Genomic DNA, 21112 nt, shown 5'->3' with positions numbered 1-21112 from the left:
AGCGTCTGACCTTGGTCGGACGCTTTTTGTTTAGAGCAATTTGAGGAGTTTAGAATCCGTTTTCCTTATCTCGAAATAAGGCGTTTGCTTAGCTCCAAAGGATCGGAAGAAGCGCTCTACGGGTTCAATCATGCTGCCCTCGAAATTAAAGGCGTTTGTTACGCTTGAGGAAAACAGAATGGCAGTCCACAGCAGTAGGCTCATGGCGCCAGTACTTCTGTTATTCGGGTCTGCCGCGCCAGCCAAGTAATAAGCAGATTCATCATCCCAAACGAGTAGGAGAGAAGCTACAGGATTTCCATCAGCATCGGAGGCAAGCCAAACCTTGCATGCTTGTTTTGTATTGAGTTTTTCGAAAACGCTATTGAAATAAGCGGCCGAATAGTTGATTTCTTCGCCTTTCGCTTTGTAATCTTTCGTCTTCAATTCGTGAAGTATGTTCGCATCCTTGCATTCTGAAATGCTGAGTGTTTTCTGCGCTTTGGAAATCTCTCTTCGCGCATTGCTTTGAAGATTTTCATACAGAACGGATGGATCGGAAAGATCATCAATGATGTATGTGTAACGGGTTGATTGCTCAAATCCTTTCCAAAAGAAGGGCAACCAATTGGTGATCTCTGGATGGAAATATTGGATGAATTTGTCGGTTTTCGGTAACTGAGCAATCAGTTGTTCCATCATCTTTTTCTCAAACGAAAGGCGCGTTGCTTCCTTCTGTCCTTCGGGATAATGCAGCCACGGTCCCATGTAAGGTGTAAGTGGCGGAACAGTTATGATGTCGAATTGTAGTTTACGCTTTTTGAAGTAAGCCATAAAGGCCTGAACGTCATTTTCGGAACCGACCAGAGCCACATCCCATTGCTGGGGTTTGGCCACAATTTCCATCCAGTCATACTGCAGGAACAATGGAATTTCAGGGTGATTTTTACACCATTGCTTGAAAATGTCCTTGTTGCTCATGGTGGGTTTCCGCGTTTACTACGGTGGAAAGTTCAAGTTATTGCGCGTTCAAAAGATGCTCAGCAACTGATCGATCTGGTCAAGTTTACGATATTTCCCTAGTCTGCGATAGCAAGCTTTCAGATCGGTCAGTAGCCGTTTGATGATCTGGTCGTTGGTTTGCGGTTTAAGGTCATCCGCATGCATTTCAATTCCCATTTTCTCAATATAGCGTTCCAATTCGCCTTTGCCGAAAACAGCGCCCTTGCTGAAAGGGTTGATGTAAAACAACAGGTCGTTTCCTGTGGCATTGTTCATGTCCAAGTATCCGAGAATGAAATGATCAGGAAGATTGATGCCAACAATCGGAAGTTCTAATCTGTCAGCAATTGCCTTGTACAGAATTGCCATCGTTGTTGGACTTCCCTTAAGGTGCTCCAGCACGTTGGCGATGAACCAAGATTGGTCAGATGAATGATACTTTAGAAATGGTCCGAAATGATAGACATCATAGAGTATGTGGTTTATCACACGAACCTTCTCTAACGAAGTAAGATGGTCGTTGAGCTCAATCCAAACATCTCTTCGCAGCAATTCGATGCGCGCCTTAATAAACTCGATCGGTTGGTCCGGATATTGAAACATGGAGGCAATAATGGCTCCTTCCAATAGATCTTTTGCCCCGTTGTCTTTCCAAATGGTCAATGCCGTTTTGCAGGCGTCAAATTCAATCTGATCAATAATCTCTTCTATCCGGTCTTGAATTCCGTTCTGCGCGTTCACCTCCCATTCAGTTTCGAGGTGCGGAATCACTGTTTTACCGTACGAAACAAGCTTCTGACTAACACTTTTGAACACATGGTCATCAGGGTCATCCAGTAATCGGATGAGTGCCTGTACTTCGGTGTCGGCCAATGAGAATCGCATTTGATGCAAATTACGCTAAGCGTAAGCCCCGTTAATTGATTGGAAATCACAGTTTTCATCACCCACTTGTTAATTATTGATAAATCTCTAAATTCATAACAAGGAATGAACTTGTCTCATGAAGGTTTGGAACTCATTTCCCATGCTCCGAGTGCTTATCCCTTTTTTAGGGGGTATCGTATCGTGGGCGTTCCTGCTAGAGGAAATTGAAATTACCTCTACGCAGTTGATCTTCGGTTCAGTCGCAGCTGGTTTGATTGCGCTGGCAACTGTCCTTTTTGGCTCCGAAAAGCGCATCACGCACAGGTTCGGGATGGCTCTTTGGCCAGCATCCTACCTTATCGGGTCAATGCTCACCATCTCGGTTTCTGATCGCATTTTTCCGGATCATTTAAAATCATTTGAAACAAATGGGGTTCAATCATTCATCGCAGTTGTGGACGATCAGCCTCGACAAAAGCAAAAATCTATAGAGGTTGTAGCAAATGTGACCGATGTTGATCAACAACAATTCGGCAAGGTGATTCTCTATTTTAAGACTGATTCGGCAAGTAAACAGATCAAGTATGGTGATGAACTATTGCTAAGGACAAACATTCAAGAAGTTGAGGCTTTGGGTAATCCGAATGAATTCAATTACCCACGCTATCTACGGTTCCATTATATCAGCCATCGCGGGTATGTACAATCTTCCGATTGGAAATGGCTTTCAGCCGGAAATCCGAGTATCTATGGATGGTTTCTGGATCTGCGCTCCATTCTTATTGGCAAACTAAAGGAGGCTGGTCTTCAGGGAAACGAGCTTTCCGTGGCTTCAGCGCTTATTCTAGGTTTTCGGGCCGAATTGGATAGGGAATTGATGAACGCCTACGCAGGGGCAGGGGCAACGCATGTGCTGGCCGTTTCTGGACTGCACGTGGGAATTGTTTACATTATACTTAGCAAGCTTCTGTTGTTCATGGATAGGTACAGGAATGGTCGCATTCTGAAAACCGTTTTGCTTGTTTTTCTGCTGTTCAGTTATGCGGCACTTACAGGATTTTCGCCTTCCGTAGCACGAGCTGCCACCATGTTCTCGTTTGTAGCCATTGGCAAAGCGATGAACCGAGATTCCAATATTTTCAACACGCTTGCGGTGTCAGTGTTTGGATTGGTTCTTTACGACCCGATGATCGTGATGCAGGTTGGTTTTCAATTGTCGTACGCAGCCGTTATCGGTATTGTATTGATCCAGCCGAAATTGGTGGAGTTGATCGTGTTTGAGAACAGGATTCTTGATTGGGCATGGTCTATTACCTGTGTTTCGGTTGCAGCACAAATTGGCACTTTCCCTTTAGGCCTTTTGTACTTCCACCAGTTCCCAATTCTGTTCCCGATTTCGAATCTTCTGGTTATCCCCGCAGCGACTCTGATTCTATATCTCGGATTTTCGCTTTTCGTTGTCTGTTTGTGGCAACAAGCGTTGCTTTTGTTCGGATGGTTCCTTAAAACCGTCATTTCCATTCTCAACCAAGTAGTAGTATGGATTGAACAGATTCCATACTCTGTTCTTTCTGGAATTGATATTTCAACCTTGGAAGCATTGATTATCTATGGAGTAATATCATGTTTCCTCATTTTCGTGTTGCAGAAACAGCGCCTTGGTTTTTATTCCAGTTTGATCCTGGCAGTGATTTTTATGGTTATGCAAACGGTGGAGGTCTATCAGCAGAAAAACCAACAGTTCCTTACCGTCTATAACGTCAGAAATGAAACGGCCATCGCCCTTGTTAACGGAACAGATGTGACATTTCTCTCAAGCGAAGAACTTTGGAATAATGAGAGCTCCATGCTTTTCCACATCCGCCATCACTGGTGGTGCAAAGGAATTGAAAACGAGCAGTTTGTAGCGTTGGATGATTCGGTTTTCAATAGGAAGATGGAGTTCGGAGAATTCCGATATTCAATCGTAAACCTTCCGCAGCGGCTCGGTAAAAAAGTTAATCTGAATAATTTAGACTCCTTAGACTTCGTGGTGGTTCATCAAGTTCATTGGCGGAATAAAGGAATTCTTGAACCTCTGCGTAATCGTAGTGTATCGCTTAGAATAAACGGTGAAACAACAGGAAGCGTTAGCTACGTGAAAATTCATTGAAAGTAGCCTTCTATTGATACTTGTATAAGCGTTAAAGAACCGTAAGCAGGTTAGTGTCGAGTAAAGTTCAACGAAGGATATTTGACAAGTTGATTCTCATCATCAGTTACATACTTTTTCCCAAGAATGAAACACACCATCATTTCGTCATTAGCTCTAAATGAGCTATAAACATCTTCAGGCGGATTATTGGGGTTTTCTGGATTACTAGCTGAATTATCATAGGTGGCTTTAAAGAGGATTGTACTCCCTTTTGGTGCTTTGACGTAATTTTTCAAACGATAAATATGTTGCCAATCAAAATCCCATTTCGGTAAATCGAGTAATAGAATGGTGTCTTGGAGAGGTGTAATCAGTTCAACTTTCATTGCCACACAAAGTTGATGAGCGTGTGGTCTTATGGCAAAAATGGATACATCGTCATCATCTTCCAAATTACGTAAAAGGGTTTTAGTTACGACCCTTCCAGCTGGTATGAAGACTCGGTCAGGATTCCATGCTCGAGAATCAATGACGGTATACTCCTTGCACTGTTCTACACTATTCTGTTTTGCTGGATCATTCAAATAGAATCGAACAGTTGTGCTGTCTTTCTGGAGCAACGGAAACGCGCTATAATGTAGAAGTAGTACTGGGAGTTCATCCTGAGTGATTTTTTTAATCGTTCCTTCAGGGAATAAGTCCATGTCCTGTCCCGGTAGCCAAGAAGACACGAATCGGTAGTAACTTCCAGGCATGGTCTGTTGGCCTTTCATAAAGAAGTAATCCGATTCAAGGTAGATCTCGCTATCAAAATCTCTTGATAATACTGCGTATACCTCAGCGTGATGAACTATGTTGGTGTTGTCAGGAATAATGTCTATTCCTACAATATCCATTTCTTCATGTATTCCAAACACTGGAATTAGACTTACACGAAAGTACCTGTCTTGATTTGAAGCAACTACCGTTGATGACTGGAAAACGGTATAATCCCTATAATACGGGTAGTCTTCTCTTTTGGTGTCATCCTTTTTTTTAGCTAAATGTTTGGAAAGGGATCCTTTGATACACCCATCGCTGATCCATTTTTGAATTAACATTGTTTCATCTTCTGAAAGTCTTAGCGAATTTGAGTACTCAATTTTCTCTTCAATTGCATACCAAGGAGGCATGTATCCTATTCGAATTACTTTGTCTATGGTCTTTAAGTGTCCCATGACATCTTCAAACGAATTTATGGTAAATGGCGCAACGCCATTTTCTACATGACAAATGCCACATTTAAGCTCCAATACATCAGCAACATCAGGATAATATTTAACTTGAGCACTGGTAGGACTCGAGAAAAAAAGAAATAAGCAAAACAGTCGAAATGATACGGGGAAATTTATTGTCGATTTTAGTTGCATTTTTTGCATTTCAGTATTCTTTGATTGCAGGGGAGATGGACAATATCATAATTAAAACCGGTAAAGTTGATACGGTCTTGACCGTGTTTATCTCTCCACATTGCCCTATTTGTCAGCAATATAGTGTGATTTTGAATGACATTAATAAACTTACAAACAGTCATGATATTAAGATGATTGGTGTTGTTTCGGGTACCTACTACAATCAAGATATGGTTGATAGGTTTGTGTCGAAGTTTAATATAGAATACAACATTCTTATTGATTCAAATTACGTTCAGAGAGACAGATGGAATGCAACAGTTACGCCAGAAGCTGTATTGTCTATTGGTGATTCAGTTTACTACCGAGGTTTAATTGATGACTGGTTTTATGAAATAGGTAAGTCTTCAAATAAGACAACTTCACATTATCTGCTTGATGCGATTCAATCGATGATTGGAAACAGGGAGATTGTGCACAAAAAGACCAATCCAGTTGGCTGTGTACTTGAGTAGGATTGAATTTGTTTTGTTCTGCTTAACTATTCTTACAAACCTCTGTTGGTATTGTAAATGTTGGTAGCAATCAAATTCTATGTTTTTCATCGTGAGTGAGGAGCAGGGAAAATGAATTTATTGATTCACATTTTTTTTTAAGATTAGTACATGATTTTATTGTCATGATTGTTGGTCCTCGTATAGTTGTTGTAATATTTGTAAATGAGTATTGATTTAAGTGGAAATTTCAAATACCTGAGAGTTTTTTCTCTTGGAGTTGTTGCGATCGGGGCAATAAGCCTTACGAATCGTAAGTTGGAGTATTCTGAGCCTACTCCGTATATTATTAGGTTCAATGAAGAGTTTAGTCCACCGTATATTCCACCTGGCAATCCTATGACACAAGAGGGAGTTCGTTTAGGTCGGCTTCTATTTTATGACCCGATGCTTTCTGCGAACAACCAGATGTCTTGTGGTTCCTGCCACATTCAATCCAAAGGTTTTACTGATGGAAGAAGAACGGCTGTTGGGACTTATGGGGATACTATTGCGCGAAACACCATGACCTTGGTGAATCTGGCATGGGCTAATTTCTTTTTTTGGGATGGCAGATCCAAATCTCTGGAAAGGTTGGTTAGAGAGCCGCTCACCAATGAATTCGAAATGGATCAAGACACAATTGAGTTGATCATAGAATTGCAAAGGCACACCTATTATCCAAGTCTGTTTTCCAAAGCGTTTCCTAATGAGGAGCTTACTATGTCAGCTGTTTCAAAAGCTCTAGCACAGTTTATGAGAACGCTAGTGAGTATGGGGCTTGAACCAGAAGAATATTTTGAAGTAACGAGTGATCCTAACGATAAAAGTTTTTGGACGGAAGGCCCGGTTTCCAACCGCAATACGTTGAAAGGTAGCTTCATAAGGTTGTCGGAAAATTGTAATCAGTGCCATGGTGGCAATGTTTATGGTGGCGAACTAATGGCAACGAATGCAATAGATGAAGACACAATTATGTTTAAGGTTCCTAGCCTGCTCAATATATTAAAAACGGCCCCATACATGCACGATGGGAGGTTTGCTACAATATGCGAGGTAATGGAGCATTATGATGAGCATCTAGTAGATCTGGGGAAGCTAAATCCTCAACTAGAGTTTAATTTTAATCAGGGTATAAGACAGTATGATATTGATCATGCCGAAGAGCTTTTTGCTTTATTCGATGACCCTTTGTTCTTGAACAATCCAGATTATTCAGATCCGTTTGGTGAAAGCTTTAGTTGGGAGAATTATTAATTCAGTTGTAGGCTTTGGTACTATAAGCTATAGTGCTTTTTTATGCCGTCCCTAATCTGGGTTGGAAGCGATTTTCTTGGCCGTATGCAGGCAGTTTGACGGGATAAGCTTGAACACTCACTAATCAATGCACGAGTATAGTTTATCTTAACAGTTACTGGTTGATTCAGTCAGCAATAAGAAAAAAGGCCACCATTGTATATGCAATGGTGGCCTTTAAGTACCTGTTCGTGAGACTCAATCCTATTGATTCACGATCAACACCCCTCCTCCAGGGGTAGGCAGTGATTGAATTTCAAGTAAGTCTGCCGTACCTCCTTGTATTTGGATGTTCAAACACTGCGCTGTAACTCCAAGCTGTATTAGAGGGGTTCTATTGCCAATTGGAACAGCAGGTATGATCACTTGAGATGCGGCATCCGGAACATTGCAATCCCAGTTGTCTGCAACTTCCCAAAGGCGGCTTACATTACCTGTAAAGGTGTAATAACCACTCGTTATTGGAACCAGTTGTGACAAAGTCACGGATGTACTGGCTGTACATGCATTATCGTCAGCAACCGTAACGTTATACAAGCCAGCACCCAATCCCGACAGATCCTCAATATTATTCGAGTAGCCACTCGGACCTGTCCAATTATAGAAGTAAGGTGGAGCAGGTGTAATCTGAGTCCCTCCAGTAACGGTAAGATTGATTGTTCCATCTACTGGAGGGTAGCAATTTACAGTAGTTGCGGCAGTAGATAAAGTCAAGGCTGCTGCCGGAGCAGTAATCGTTACATTCTTCAGATTATTGCACCCTGCAACATCAACAATATTGAAGTTGTAAGCACCACTTCCAAACCCGCAAAACTCATTGTCAGATATTTGAACCGTTCCCGCACTTACCGTTGGTTCTACAGAAATGTATGGTCGTACGAACATCCAGTCCCACTGACCTGTGAAATTCTGGTCGTAAGCAGAGTTATCGCCACGTGATCCTAAGCGGATTCTTTCTGCTGATATACCAGAGTTAGTGTAAGCCGAACCGTAGGTCGAACCACCCTCAATTGTTCTACTTACGTATGCAGAGGTTCCATTGGCTCGAACGTATTCTCTTATCCACACGTTTAGTTGACCAGCACCACCACCTGTGAAGTTAGGCCACGTACCATCATTCCTGCAATAGTTAGTGCCGGCATGGTTCAGAATGTTCAGGCAATTAGTTGTTGTTGAGAAGAAACCCGCACTCGTATATCCGTTTCCGGCAGATGCTGTCTCATAGGTTCTTGCCTCGTTGATTAAGTTGCCACTGAAGGTATTTACAGTCTGCTGATAGCGATTGGTATTTCCTCCAACAAGTCTTCCACCATAGTATGACCAGTCAGTTCCGCCTGTTGCTGCAATTACACCTCGCTGCCATTTGGCTACGTTGTAAGAATTGAAGTCATCGAAGAATTGGAAGACATCATCTCCTTCAGATTCTGAACTAAGGCTCACATTACCAAATGTCATGTAAATGGTAGAGTTTCCTGTTGGTAAGGATGGCATCTTAACCCAAACAACTGCACTTGAACTTAAGGTATACGATTCTACCCAATAGCTGAGTTTAGCTTGGCTGGAATTGAAGAACCGTATATCTCCGAAATCTGCACGCATTCCAGCAGAATATGGAATGGTCATTTTAACCGGATGATTTGTGTATGCCGTTCCAGATGTATTGTTGACAGTGAAAGGTCTCATGCTGCCACCAAAAACTTGAACCTGACTTGATGGTCCGAACAATAGATAAGGCTGAACACCGCTGCTTGGATTAAGTGTTACACAACCATTTGTATTTCCAAAGCAATCTACGTTTGTTTGGCTGGTGCTAGTGGTTGCAGCACTTACATTAACACGTACATCATCACTTTGTACACATCCACAACCATCATTTACTGTAAGTCTGTAGTCTGTGGTTGCAGAAGCGTTAGCTGTTGCCGATAATGAGCTTGCACCAAGTGGAAGGGTACCAGGACCTGATACGACCGACCAAGTATAGGTTGGAGTGGCAGTGGTTGTTGTTACATCTATAATGTTGATACGATAATCTTCAACCTCGCCATAGGTACCATGTGTTCCACAGGCATTTGCACTCATATCACCATTATATCTTACACCTACCCGCATTCTGGTTTCACCAAGAACAGCATACGAAGGGATGGTAATGCTCAATGATCTTGTAGAAGACCCAGTTGACCCACCAAATATCAGCATGTTTTCTCCCGTATCATCGAAAGTACCATCTCTGTTCCAGTCTATCCAAACTCTGAAGTACTCTGTGTAGGTACCACCAACCGACATACTCACAGATATTGTGTATGTAGAGCCTTTGTCAACAGTAGTAAACATCGAACCACTATAGTCTGTGTAGAAACTCGCACCGCTAGTTTGTGTCGCACCATTGAAGGTAACAGATGTTATTCGTTCATCACCACTGTTGGATGAAGCATAAGCACAGTAACCACTAGGCATACCACAACCAGAAGAGCAAGTACTGGTTGAAGTACATGTAGCGGGGAGTGTCCCTATTATTTCCCCAGCCAATGGAGTGTTACTTGTCCCACATTTGTAACGTTCGTTACCAGCAGTAACGGTCCAGGGTGCATTTATCTGCGTTTGCGCCAGTGTTTGGCAACCGTTAGCATCTTGCACCATAACTTCGTAACTACCACCAGGTAAGGCGCTGAAAGATCCAGAAGTAGTTGGTGAGTTAGGAGTTCCGTTGAGGTAGTACTCTAATGTGCCAAAACCACCAGTTGCTGCTGCTGTAATGGAACCTGTTCCACTAGATCCGCAACCAACCACATCTACCACGTTGAGTGTATTGATGTTTATTTGGGATGGAGACGTTATCGTTCTCGGATAAACTACTGATTCGCAACCAAATTGATCAAGTATCACAAGGCTGACAGCACCTGTCGGAAGACTGTCAATCACCATAGGGTCAGAGGTTACGTCATAAGTACGGGAACTCCCCAAACCATCAAGGGCGTAGGTAAATGGTCCACCACCACCACCGCTCATTCCAGTAACGGTTATAACACCCGAAAAACCACCAGCGCAAAGATTACCGCTAGTAACAACAACAGATGAGGCTGTTATTGGAGTAAGTCCACCAACGTTAACAGGATTAGATGCGTAAGGTGTAGAGCAACCAACCGTGTCCTGTACAACTACTGTATAGTTTCCTGTAGCTAACCCAGGTATGGTGCTAAGAGGTTGATAAAGTCCACCATTGTTAGATGAGTAGCTTAATGGACCATTACCTGTAGCGGTTATAGCTATGGCACCGTTTGCGTAATTACAGTTAGAATTTGAAGTAGTTGCAATTGAACTTATTACAGGGGCCTTGGACCATTGTATGGTTCTAATGTCCGTAACATTCGTTCCTGTGCAACTTCCATTACCATTCACTTGTAATTGTGCAACAATTGCTCCCTCGTCTGTACTTGGAGTAAAAGTCCAGTTATCAGGATTTGTACCTCCGTTGTTCCAAGTTCCAGATCCATATGCAGCTGATAATGTCGTCCACTGAACTGTAGTGTATTGACCAGCAGCGTTAGGAGAAGCGCCCATTGGAATATTAACTCCAGCACCTGTACACACCACTATTGGAGTGCCTGCTTCAACCGTAGGATACACATCCCAATCTACATTTGTTACTGACGTAGTGGTCTGTCCTACACATCCGCCAGCACCGTAAACAGTGAGTGTTGCATTGAAATTGCCCGAAGTAGATGTTGGGTCAAATACCCAAGCTGATGGATTGGTAGCATGTGTTGTGGCCCAGCTTCCACCAGTTTGTCCAGACCAAGTTACGTGATCCACTTGACCAGTAGCTGTGCCAGACATGGCAATGTTGGCAACATTACCACAAGAAGTGATAGTAGCTGGAGAAGATGCTGAAATTGAACCCCATTGTATGGTTTGTTCCAGGTAAGGACTTACGGTACAATTTCCGTTGGCATTGGCAGTAAGTCGCACTACTGCTGTTCCGTTAGCACCTGGGGTGTCATAAGAATATGTGGCAGGATTTGAACCAGATCCAGTAATTGAACCACCGCCAGATTGAACGGTCCAAGAGAAACCACTAATGGAGCCTCCTGCAGCCGCTCCTGTAAGTGTGACAGCAGCACTTCCGTTGCAAGAGTTAACTGCGCTGCCAATGGAGATAGTCGGTGGCGTTGACCAGCTTACAGTACGTGTTGTAGTTGGAGCGCTACCAGAGCAAGGCGAAATACCTGCAACATCTAATGTTGCTGTAAATGTTCCTGATGGATTTGTACCATTTGGAGTAAATGTCCAAGCTGCGGGGTCAGAGCCTCCGTTTGTCCAAGTGCCTAGTCCGGCCCCTCCTGTCCAAGTAGGTGTTCCAGTAAGCCCACCACCGGTGGCACCGGTCATTGGTATTGGTGTTCCCGATCCTGTACAGACTGAGATAGCAGATCCAGCGTTACCAAGCGGGGTAGAGGACCAAGAAATAGCTTTATCCAAATATTTGTCATTACATGGAGCCACGCCAATAATTCTTAACCTTAGTGTTCCAGAGCCACTTGCCGAAAGACCACTGAGGAAACAACCTGTAAGTGAAGTATTGCTATTTAATGTCGCAGAGCCTGTTGCTGGTAGCCACTGCCAGCTAACACTTGTTCCCGCTCCATATATAGAAGCGTCTGCGGTAGTTATATTCGTTGTGGCACATTGGCTTACAGCCGATCCTGCAGAGCCGCCTATTCTGCTCCAAGTAATTGTTCTTGTGTAATCGTTAAACTGGCCATTACAATATCCACTTGTAGCTTGTAACCTTAAACGAACAGTTAATGAACCACTTTCAGAAGTGGGTGTGAAAGTTGCAGCTGCCGGATTTGCAGTATTCTGCGACCATGTTCCAGTTCCAGTACCACTGGTAGTTGACCAAGTGCCAGTTGAAGTCTGACCATTGCCATTCATAGTGGCTCCTGTCATGGCAATAGCAGCCAATGGAGTAGAATCAAAGCATTGCGAAATATTGGAGCCCGCAGTACCTGTTGGCTTCACGTGCCAAGTAACGGTACGAGTGGATGTGGCATTTGGGCAACCTGCGCTGCTAATAGTTAATGTAAGTGTGCCCGTACCTGCAGTTGTTGAAGAGGTAGGATTGATAGTACATCCTGTGAGCGAGCTTGCGCTGCCTAGAGTAGCAGCGGTGCCAGACCAGGTCCAAGCTACCGTTCCTGCCGATCCAGTTGCACCAGCAGTTATCATTCCAGTGGTGCCGCAGTTAGTGACGTCTGCACCTGCATTGGCAGTTGGTGGAGATGCTATATTCACAATAACGTCACGTCCCCAAATACTGTTAGTGCTTTGATCATTGGTGTATACCGTGTATGTTCCACTGGTACTTGCGTAGTATGTTAAAGTACCTGTGCTTTGACCAATGTAGACACCATCTTTATACCAATAGTAGGTGCTGCTTCCACATTGCTTACCAGCTGAAGTAAGTGAAATATTCTGAGCGCCACAGAGGTCTAAAGTACCTGATGTGCCATTTGCGTAAGCGTTGTCTGGTCTAGGCGATGAATAGTAGAATCTGGAATAATGTACATTTCTCCAATAGCTTCCCTGCCAGTCTAAATACGTCCATACATAGGGGCACCCAGTACGCACATTGTAATTTTGATCCCACGTGTTGCGGTCATCATCGTTATCAGCATACCAAGGTGTGTCGTAAGTACATCTATCTCCCCAATCATCTTCCCAATATTCAGAATAGATGCGGTTTTGGGTTGGCACGGTAGATTGGTTATAGTAGTTGTAATCAAGCCCCCAGTTAACAGTACCCTGACATCCACCACCACAGTTCATTCCCCAACAAGCAGATTGATCCCAGCCTGTTCCGTTACCGCTGGCATCTCCCCATTCCTGTCTCCACAGTTTATGAGTGTGCTCATCTGTTCCCCATTCATCATTATTATCCGTATAAATGTAAACGGTGTACATGAATACACGCATAGCCCCATCAGAATCTGTCTGAGCTGTAGCAGAAAAGACAGTGATTAGTGATGCTAAAAAGAATAAAAGTCTGTAATTTCTCATTGTGATATCAATTTGAATTTCGCAATTAACTCGTTGTCGTCAACCGTAGTGATACTCGCATTACCTCGAATTAGCATGCCACTAAGGTCATATCCATGTTTCGTCTCAATAGGAGACAATAGATCAAACAATCTGCGGTCATGCTCGAAATACCAAATCAATGATGAATGATAAATAAACCAGAATTCGCCTTCATTTGCTACTATTTCCACTAGCGCATCTCCAAACGCTTGATCACCTGAGCTCATCAGTGTAGTTTCCAAGTCAGATCTTATTAGTTTAGAATTGACCTTGCTAAGAACATCAATTGGGTTGTTAGATGTGACAATTGTTATAGTTTCGGTTGATGCATGATCATCGCTACCAGGGTCAAATCCTACAGGAATGGCTGAGGCAATTCTCTCTTTGGGCGTCAAGTAAGGTTGTCTAAGGGAATCGGGCATGACAGGCATGTCAACCCAATTTACATCACTGCAATTACATGCAGCCATCATTGTATGATACTCTTTTGGGTATTCCCAGATCCACTTTTCAATCGCAACATAATATTTTCCAATGCAAGGATAAATGTCTTCATCGTAAAGCGATTGAGGGTCAGGAGCTTTTTCAATTACAATTCTCTCATTTGCACCTGGACCGAAACCGAACTCATCTCGCCAGCTTTCGAATTTCTTCATGTCAGCTGAGTATGCACCTACTTCGCAATAGTCTTTAGGGTCAGGCATATGAATCAGTTGTTTTCTAATCTCGGCTTCAGACCCGTAAGCACCAAAAGCATTGCTCCAATATGGAACAACATCAGTATATCGCAGGGCTCGCTCCCCGAGTCCCAACTGTATTCTGGAGGGAGTGATCTTATGTTTTTCTAAAAGGGCTAGCAAGTTTTCAGATTCATTCCTGTTCTTCTGTAACCAAGTTCCTATTCCCGTAACCTGTTTTCCTCGGATTGGGAAAGAAGGAAATTCTGAAAGCAACTCAGATTCCGAAATTCCAGCATAATCAAGTAGCGAGGTCCAAATCACGTCTAGAGATGGTTCTTCAGATTGACTACTTACCCTAGTCTGAGCTTCAGAGGTCGTGTGAAATGTGTAGAACAGCAGCAAAACCAATAATTGCTTGAAGTATGGTGAGAGTTTATTCATCATTTGATTGGGTTTCGAGAATGTAATTTAGAGCAAGTAAATATGTATTGCCAAATTTATTATTCTTATTAATATTTCAAAGTTAGTGTAGATGGTGAAGCGATTTCGTCAAATTTCTCGGCAATAGACTCCAACTTGGCGGTGAGGTAAAGAATTTTTCCGTTAGCTTCATTTGTTCTTTCGTTTGATGCTTTCAAGTCACTATTCAAAGTAGAAACATTTGCCATTAAAGTTTCTATCAATTGTTGTTGTTCTTTCATTGCTTCCAATAGGACTGGTACCATATGACTGTACTGGACTGATTTGTAGCCATCAGTATTTGTATTTACCAATTCTGGATATATTTTCTCCAATTCTTGTGCGATAAACCCAATTTCTGTGCGAGGCCCAAAGGCTCTTTCAGGGAATTCATCTTGTCTCCAATTGTATGTCACACCTTCAATTCTCATCACTTTTGATAGAGCGCCATTTAATTTTTCTATATTTTTTTTGTACCGAGCATCAGAAACCTCTTGAATGCCATTTGAATTGAATTTTCCTGTAATAGTGAGGTTTCCGTTGATGTCAACAATTGCTTTAGTAGTGCCAGTTTGCGCTAAGATCAGCAGATTGCCACTTGCAGCATCAACATCAAGTTTGGCATCAGGTGTTTGATCGCCTATTCCAACATTTCCATCTGACTGAATTGTCATTCTTGCGGAAGCCATGGTGGCTGAAGTCCCATTTCCAACATTATCTAGAAGGAAATGCATTGATCCAACGCCAAAGTTTCCAAGTCTTTCATGAACGATTGCAGCTTTGAAGAAGTTTCCGTAGTTCGAAGGTTCATTTGCGAATCCGATTCCAACAGTAGCTCCACTTGTGGTTCCTCCACCATTCTTATTACGAAGCACCAATGGAATATTGAACCCCGTGCTACTTACTTCTAAGTGTAAATTGGTATACGGAATACTCGTTCCCATGCCTACTCTGTTGTTGGCCGCATCAATAGAAAATGTGGTGCCATCTATACTAAAACCATCGACTGCAGTTGAGGCGAAGTCCAAGGTGTAAGCGCCTTGGTCAACAGTCGTATTATGACTTAATGGCGTTCCTCCAAGTTGAACGTCATTGCTTACTTCAGAAAGACCGTTACTAGCGGTTATTCCCGCAACTGATGTGTTTGGAATTTCCCTCCAAACCAATCCATCCCAGTACCAGTAGGATTTAGTGGATGTATCATATACAGTAAGGCCGTGATTATCCGCTGGGGTAGTCAACGGAGCAATAAGCGATTCTCTTTGAGCAGTGGTCATTCTTGGAAGAAACACACCTCTTGTTGTCGAAGAAATATCCAATATTGACTGTGCGTCCGGTGCTGCTCCTGTTGAATTTATTGAAACAGCCTGACCCAAAGAAGCCATTGAGCTGGTGATTAACAGTAGCAAGCAAGCTAAGCGAATAAACGTCAAGTAATAATGCTTCATTCTCGGTGTGGTGGATTGTTGAATCTTCAATAAATTAATTTTGAATTTGAATTGAAACAAATGTAATGATTCGTGCAACTAAATTGGTTCTTTTTTAGAACTACAGATTTATATTATTTAAATTTCAAATCTTAAAATTGTCTTAATTTCAGCCGTCAATGCAATAAGCAGCCATGTCTAAAGGAGATAAGTTATTCCGGTTGGTCCATTCTTTGGAACTCAATGAAAAGCGATATTTCAAGCTTCAAGCTTCTTTACAGAAGAGGGAAAGCAACTTGGCGAGGTTATTTGATTTCTATGTCGAATCGAAAGAGTTTGATGAAGATGAACTCAGATTGCGATTTGACGGAGAGAAATTCTTGGACCAGTTGGCTGTAACTCAGAACCATCTGTACGAACTCATTTTAAAGTCGATGCGCTCTTATCATTTGAAGCGCAGTATAGACTTCAGTTTGCAAGGAATGCTTCAGGATGTCCAATTTCTATACGAAAAAGGGCTTTTTGAGCAATCGACCGAACTTTTACGAAAAGTGCACAAAGTAGCAGTCAAAAACGATCGGTTTCTGATTGTGCTTAGCGCCTTAGAGTGGGAAGCACGAATGCTGGCCGAAGGTTTTTATGTCGGAAAAGATGAATTTGACATAGATTCAGTATCTGAAGAATTCTATGAGAACTTAGGTTTTCTGCAGAATGAGCGCGAGTACACCGACCTGCAGTCGAAGATTTTCAACAACTATTATAAGATAGGAATAGAGCGCAAGAATGACGATTACAAAACCAACGATCAAATTGTAAACCAATTTGCCCTGAAGGACAGAAATCGTGCGCTCACATTCAAGTCACAATGCTGTTTCCTCAATATTCATGCGCAATACAACAAGATAAACGGAAATTGGGAAGAAGCTTATCGCTATCGGAAAGAACTGTTTGAATTGGTAGACGAACATTTCGGTACCAACTATAGTGGTGATATTCTTAAGCGATATTTCGTGGCATTGAACAACTTGATTCCCATTTGTATCAAGCTGAAAAAATGGGAAGAAACAAAGTCTTTATTGGACCTAATGGATTCAATTGAGGAGCGGTCCTTGAAATCTCATTTTTCCGAAGAATTGAAGCATCGTATACTGATTCAATCTGCCATTGGGCGATTAGCCCTATACACGAGAATCGGTGAGATGGAAAAGGGATTGGCGATTGTTGCTGAGATCGATCTTAGAAAAGGAGAATTCGTGAATTATCATCGTAAGTATGTAGTACTTCATCTCTATTACAATATCGCCTATTTCCTTTTTACAATTGGTCAGTATTCTCCTTCAATCAGATGGTTGAATAAAGTGCTGAACGATACGGATATCAAATCTGCTGAAGACCTTCACTCATCAACCAGAATATTGACGATGATATTGCAATATGAACTTGGAAGGAGTGAGTTATTGGAATATCTCGCACGTTCAACCTATCGCTTTCTAAATAAGTTGGAAGGAATTTATGCATTCGAAGAAATCCTATTGATGTTTATGAAAAAGGCATCGAAGAAAAAGTCAATTTCCGACAAAAAGGAGGCGTTCAGGGAACTCAAGGAAGAGCTACAAACGGTAGGGTATGAGCCAGGAGACCGAAATGCATTGTCTACTTTGGATATTCAGGCATGGGTCGATTCTAAGATAATGGACATTCCAGTTCGTCAAATCCTAAAAGAGAAACATAGTGCTTAGATCTAAGTTGACAGTGGCTAAGCTGTCTGAGCTATTGGGTAGCGGCAAGCTCAGCGTGGACGATTCAACCTTGGATGTCATTCAACGGTCTGCCGACTATTTGCTGAATAAGGTGAAGACCTCTGATAAAGCCGTTTATGGTGTCAACACAGGTTTTGGGTCTTTGAGCAACATCCGAATTGAAAATCATGAGCTTGAGGAACTTCAGAAGAATTTGATCTTGTCGCATGCTTGCGGAACGGGAAAGCGTGTTCCAGATGACATTGTTCGGGCAATGCTATGTCTTAAGGTTTGGAATATGCTTTTTGGACATAGTGGAGTGCAAAAGACCACGGTGCTCAGAATGATAGACCTTTTCAATGAAGATGTGCTTCCTGTTGTTTACACGCAGGGATCTTTAGGTGCAAGTGGCGATCTATCACCATTGGCGCATCTCAGTCTTCCGTTGATCGGTGAAGGAGAGGTTGTTGTGAATGGCAAATTAAGGCCCGCATCTGATGTACTAGCGGAAAAAGGTTGGGAGCCGCTTCAACTTAAAATGAAGGAAGGCTTGGCTTTGCTCAATGGCACACAGTTCATGTCTTCATATGGTGCATATGCTGTTTTTCATGCCGAACGTATCAGTTTACTAGCAGATCTCATTGGTGCAATTGCACTCGATGCTTATGGAGGTTTGATTGCTCCGTTCGATGCCTTGGTTCATCAGGTACGGCCTCATCCAGGACAGATTACTTCTGCGCGGAGAATAAGGGCCATTTTGGCAGATAGTAAATTGGCCAATGAAGAGAAACTGCAGACCCAAGACCCATATTCTTTCAGATGCATTCCGCAGGTACATGGTGCTAGCATTGACGCTATTGATCATGTGAGGGAAATGGTTGAGCGCGAATTGAATTCCGTTTCAGATAATCCATTGGTTTTTCCTGATGAAGACAAGGTGATTTCGGCTGGGAATTTCCATGGACAACCGCTAGCGCTTTCCTTCGATTATTTGGCCATAGCTCTGGCCGAATTAGCCAATATTTCCGAACGAAGGACTTTTCAGTTGATCATGGGGAAAAATGGATTGCCTGTGTATCTCGTCAAAAAGCCAGGATTGCATTCCGGGTTCATGATCCCGCAGTACACATCAGCAAGCATTGTAAGTCAGAACAAACAATTGTGCACTCCAGCATCCGTAGATAGCATTGTCAGTTCCAACGGTCAGGAAGACCACGTGAGCATGGGAGCAAATGCCGCTACCAAGCTATATGAAGTGGTGCAGAACGTGTATCAGGTATTGGCCATCGAACTTTTTACAGCCGCGCAGGCGCTTGAGTTCAGACGTCCAGAAACAAGTTCTTCCATTATTGAATCGTTCATGGTTGAATATCGAAAGATCGTTCCATTCCTTCATGAAGACGAACAAATGCATCCGCATATGGTGAACACCAAAGAGTTCCTGATGAAAGTGGAGTTGCCTTCGCTCTGATCAGAGTCTGTCAGGGTCGTTTCCCATCAGCACGTATTGAATCAGATTCGCGCCCATTTGCAATGCTTTGGTGTGCGTTTCACTTCCGTCACCGTGCACTTCCGGACTTTCCCAGCCATCGCCAAGGTCACATTCGTACGAATAGAATAAGACCAAACGGCCGTTGTGAACAATCCCTAAACCTTCGGGGCGCTTGTTATCGTGTTCATGAACCTTCGGTAGACCATTCTTGAAATCAAATTTCTGATGATAGATGGGATGCGAGAATGGAAGTTCCGTCAATTCATATTCTGGAAATACTTTCTTGATCTCACTTCGAATGAATTGATCCATTCCGTAATTGTCATCTATGTGTAGGAATCCTCCAGAAAGCAAATATTTGCGCAGGTTCTGAACTTCCGTATCGGAAAAGATCACATTTCCATGACCGGTCATGTGTACGAAAGCGTAGTTGAAAAGCTCTTTAGAGCCGACCTCTACCACTTCCTGTTCAACATCAATATCTGTTTTAAGCTGTTGGTTGCAGAACTGAATAAGGTTCGGAACTGATGTGGTGAGGTTCGCATACCAATCGCCTCCGCCATTGTATTTCAGCACCGCCAGCTTAAAGTTCTGGGCAGAGCCGGCCATTGACACAGCAAACAACATTAAGACTGCCAGAGAGATTCCTTTATGCCAAGCCATTCTCTTGCTTTTCCTGTTTTTCATGTGTTCAAATAATTTATCACCGACAGAGCGAATAATCCAGCGGTTTCGGTGCGTAAACGGCTTTTTCCAAGATCTATTTCAGTGGCGTTTTTAATCAGTGCCTTTTCAATTTCTTCCTGCGTAAAATCGCCTTCAGGGCCGATCATGATCCACGAATCCTGTTCCATCTTTTGCGTTAAAGCCGACTTGTTGCCATTTCTGCAATGGGCAATCAGCAAAGGCGAATCTGCCTGTTGTATGAATGTTGAATAGGGGGTAAGCTCATGTAATTTCGGTAGCCAATTGCGCTGACTCTGCTTCATGGCAGCCAAAAGCACTTTTTCAGAACGGTCTTGTTTTAAAATCCTCCTTTCGGAATTGGCACACAGAATCGGACAGACCTCAGCCACACCGATCTCCACTGCTTTTTCCAGAAACCATTCAAAACGGTCAATGCTTTTGGTTGGTGCAATGGCCACTTTGGGCAATTTCACCATAGGCTCTATTACCTGTTCTAGAATTTGAAAACTGCAATTCCGTTTAGAGATGTCTGTGATCTGTGCTGATGCCCTCATGCCCTTGCCATCCGATAACTGAATGCTATCTCCAACGCTAAGTCTCAACACACGGGTGGCATGTTTGGTTTCTTCGTCACTCAATTGAAGTGACCCATTCTGCAGATCTGGTTGATAAAAAAGGTGCATGGCCGAAAAGTAAGAAACCCTTTTGAAGTGTAGTGAAGGTTATGGTAGAGACTGCTGTTCTGTGGCGAAGGTTGTGGATGCTATTGAATTGAATCTGCCTTGTGCTTGGTCTTTGGCTCGTTGAGTTTCTTAGCAAGGGCAATGGATTCTTTGAGAGAATAGTTTCACGAGGGTCAGGATGCTGTGGATTTGTTGGGAGATGAGTTTCACGAAGGTCAGGATGATCTGGACTCCTTGGGAGAGGCTATGGATTCGTTTCAAGATGATTGAGCGGGATCTTCAGAATGATTTTCATTGCTTTCAGGATGATGTTCACGCCTTGGGAGATAAAATTCACGCGTTTCAGGATGATGTTCACGAGGGGGGCAACCGCCAAGACGCAAAGGGCATTCGCTATACTTCGACTGGGCTCAGCACGGGCGCTCATGGTTTTTTTAACCGCCAAGACGCAAAGGGTTCGCTTCGCTCATGGGTTTTTTAACCGCCATGACGCAAAGGAAGCGCTGAGGACGCAAAGGGCACTCGCTATACTTCGACTGGGCTCAGCACAGGCGCTCCTGTTTGTTGCACGCGGAGGTATAGAGAAGCAGAGGATTCGCTTCGCTCAAGGGTTTTTCACGCAAAGACACTAAGACGCAAAGGATTCGCTTCGCTCATGGGGTTTT

Annotated in this window: 13 protein-coding genes and 1 pseudogene; 5 read left to right on the top strand and 9 right to left on the bottom strand. The window is 43.0% G+C overall.

Features of this window, described 5'->3' with window-relative positions:
• Positions 1-30 precede the first annotated feature (30 nt).
• Together K9J17_15005 and K9J17_15000 are read right to left on the bottom strand one after the other, a co-directional pair.
• Entirely contained in the window at positions 31-960 is a 930-nt protein-coding gene (locus K9J17_15005) for a GNAT family N-acetyltransferase (GenBank protein ID MCF8278040.1), read from the bottom strand.
• Between the two features lie 48 nt (positions 961-1008).
• Positions 1009-1866 carry a transglutaminase-like domain-containing protein gene (locus K9J17_15000; protein MCF8278039.1) on the bottom strand — a complete coding sequence of 286 codons (858 nt, stop codon included), beginning with the start codon at positions 1864-1866 and terminating at the stop codon, positions 1009-1011.
• A gap of 118 nt (positions 1867-1984) precedes the next feature.
• Here K9J17_15000 and K9J17_14995 point away from each other — a divergent pair, with 118 nt between their 5' ends.
• Positions 1985-4000 (top strand): ComEC family competence protein, encoded by a 2016-nt coding sequence (locus K9J17_14995; protein ID MCF8278038.1) that lies wholly within the window; start codon positions 1985-1987, stop codon positions 3998-4000.
• A 50-nt stretch (positions 4001-4050) separates the two neighbouring features.
• Here K9J17_14995 and K9J17_14990 read toward each other — a convergent pair whose 3' ends face one another.
• On the bottom strand, positions 4051-5400 hold the full coding sequence (locus tag K9J17_14990; GenBank protein MCF8278037.1) for a hypothetical protein: 1350 nt from the start codon (positions 5398-5400) through the stop codon (positions 4051-4053).
• A gap of 26 nt (positions 5401-5426) precedes the next feature.
• Between K9J17_14990 and K9J17_14985 the strand changes: the two genes are divergently transcribed.
• Both K9J17_14985 and K9J17_14980 read left to right on the top strand, forming a co-directional pair.
• Complete coding sequence (locus tag K9J17_14985; protein ID MCF8278036.1) at positions 5427-5888, top strand: redoxin family protein; 462 nt, start codon at positions 5427-5429, stop codon at positions 5886-5888.
• Positions 5889-6092: 204 nt separating this feature from the next.
• Entirely contained in the window at positions 6093-7163 is a 1071-nt protein-coding gene (locus K9J17_14980; protein MCF8278035.1) for a hypothetical protein, read from the top strand.
• A gap of 243 nt (positions 7164-7406) precedes the next feature.
• Here K9J17_14980 and K9J17_14975 read toward each other — a convergent pair whose 3' ends face one another.
• The 3 genes from K9J17_14975 to K9J17_14965 all read right to left on the bottom strand — a co-directional run bounded on the left by K9J17_14975 (position 7407) and on the right by K9J17_14965 (position 15804).
• Positions 7407-13259, bottom strand: coding sequence for a DUF2341 domain-containing protein (locus K9J17_14975; protein MCF8278034.1), 5853 nt, complete (start codon positions 13257-13259; stop codon positions 7407-7409).
• A complete protein-coding gene (locus K9J17_14970; GenBank protein ID MCF8278033.1) occupies positions 13256-14401 on the bottom strand; it encodes a hypothetical protein in 1146 nt (381 codons plus the stop codon). The genes K9J17_14975 and K9J17_14970 overlap by 4 nt, the downstream gene beginning before the upstream one ends.
• Before the next feature lie 68 nt (positions 14402-14469).
• Positions 14470-15804 carry a tail fiber domain-containing protein gene (locus tag K9J17_14965; protein ID MCF8278032.1) on the bottom strand — a complete coding sequence of 445 codons (1335 nt, stop codon included), beginning with the start codon at positions 15802-15804 and terminating at the stop codon, positions 14470-14472.
• 236 nt (positions 15805-16040) lie between these two features.
• On the opposite strand from K9J17_14965, the gene K9J17_14960 reads away from it, so the two are divergent.
• A complete protein-coding gene (locus K9J17_14960) occupies positions 16041-17585 on the top strand; it encodes a hypothetical protein (GenBank protein MCF8278031.1) in 1545 nt (514 codons plus the stop codon).
• On the top strand, positions 17575-19056 hold the full coding sequence (gene hutH, locus K9J17_14955; GenBank protein MCF8278030.1) for a histidine ammonia-lyase: 1482 nt from the start codon (positions 17575-17577) through the stop codon (positions 19054-19056). Before K9J17_14960 ends, hutH begins: the two co-directional genes overlap by 11 nt.
• On the opposite strand, the gene K9J17_14950 is transcribed toward hutH, so the two are convergent.
• The 3 genes and pseudogenes from K9J17_14950 to K9J17_14940 all read right to left on the bottom strand — a co-directional run bounded on the left by K9J17_14950 (position 19057) and on the right by K9J17_14940 (position 20892).
• A complete protein-coding gene (locus K9J17_14950) occupies positions 19057-19740 on the bottom strand; it encodes a DUF4159 domain-containing protein (protein ID MCF8278029.1) in 684 nt (227 codons plus the stop codon). It lies immediately after the preceding gene.
• Between the two features lie 20 nt (positions 19741-19760).
• A pseudogene (locus K9J17_14945) lies at positions 19761-20447 on the bottom strand (16S rRNA (uracil(1498)-N(3))-methyltransferase).
• A gap of 244 nt (positions 20448-20691) precedes the next feature.
• Positions 20692-20892: a hypothetical protein gene (locus K9J17_14940; GenBank protein MCF8278028.1), complete on the bottom strand. Its 201-nt coding sequence runs from the start codon at positions 20890-20892 to the stop codon at positions 20692-20694.
• Positions 20893-21112 lie beyond the last annotated feature (220 nt).

This window comes from Flavobacteriales bacterium, from assembly GCA_021739695.1.
Classification (GTDB): domain Bacteria; phylum Bacteroidota; class Bacteroidia; order UBA10329; family UBA10329; genus UBA10329.
The sequence above is the reverse complement of the archived record's forward strand: the minus strand, read 5'-3'. Positions and strand labels throughout refer to the sequence as shown.

What these genes read in the sequence shown, in the direction of transcription:
- K9J17_15005 (MCF8278040.1), bottom strand. Translation starts at nt 960, where the DNA reads ATGAGCAACAAGGACATTTTCAAGCAATGGTGTAAAAATCACCCTGAA.
- K9J17_15000 (MCF8278039.1), bottom strand. Translation starts at nt 1,866, where the DNA reads ATGCGATTCTCATTGGCCGACACCGAAGTACAGGCACTCATCCGATTA.
- K9J17_14995 (MCF8278038.1), top strand. Translation starts at nt 1,985, where the DNA reads ATGAAGGTTTGGAACTCATTTCCCATGCTCCGAGTGCTTATCCCTTTT.
- K9J17_14990 (MCF8278037.1), bottom strand. Translation starts at nt 5,400, where the DNA reads ATGCAAAAAATGCAACTAAAATCGACAATAAATTTCCCCGTATCATTT.
- K9J17_14985 (MCF8278036.1), top strand. Translation starts at nt 5,427, where the DNA reads ATGGACAATATCATAATTAAAACCGGTAAAGTTGATACGGTCTTGACC.
- K9J17_14980 (MCF8278035.1), top strand. Translation starts at nt 6,093, where the DNA reads ATGAGTATTGATTTAAGTGGAAATTTCAAATACCTGAGAGTTTTTTCT.
- K9J17_14975 (MCF8278034.1), bottom strand. Translation starts at nt 13,259, where the DNA reads ATGAGAAATTACAGACTTTTATTCTTTTTAGCATCACTAATCACTGTC.
- K9J17_14970 (MCF8278033.1), bottom strand. Translation starts at nt 14,401, where the DNA reads ATGAATAAACTCTCACCATACTTCAAGCAATTATTGGTTTTGCTGCTG.
- K9J17_14965 (MCF8278032.1), bottom strand. Translation starts at nt 15,804, where the DNA reads ATGGCTTCTTTGGGTCAGGCTGTTTCAATAAATTCAACAGGAGCAGCA.
- K9J17_14960 (MCF8278031.1), top strand. Translation starts at nt 16,041, where the DNA reads ATGTCTAAAGGAGATAAGTTATTCCGGTTGGTCCATTCTTTGGAACTC.
- K9J17_14950 (MCF8278029.1), bottom strand. Translation starts at nt 19,740, where the DNA reads ATGGCTTGGCATAAAGGAATCTCTCTGGCAGTCTTAATGTTGTTTGCT.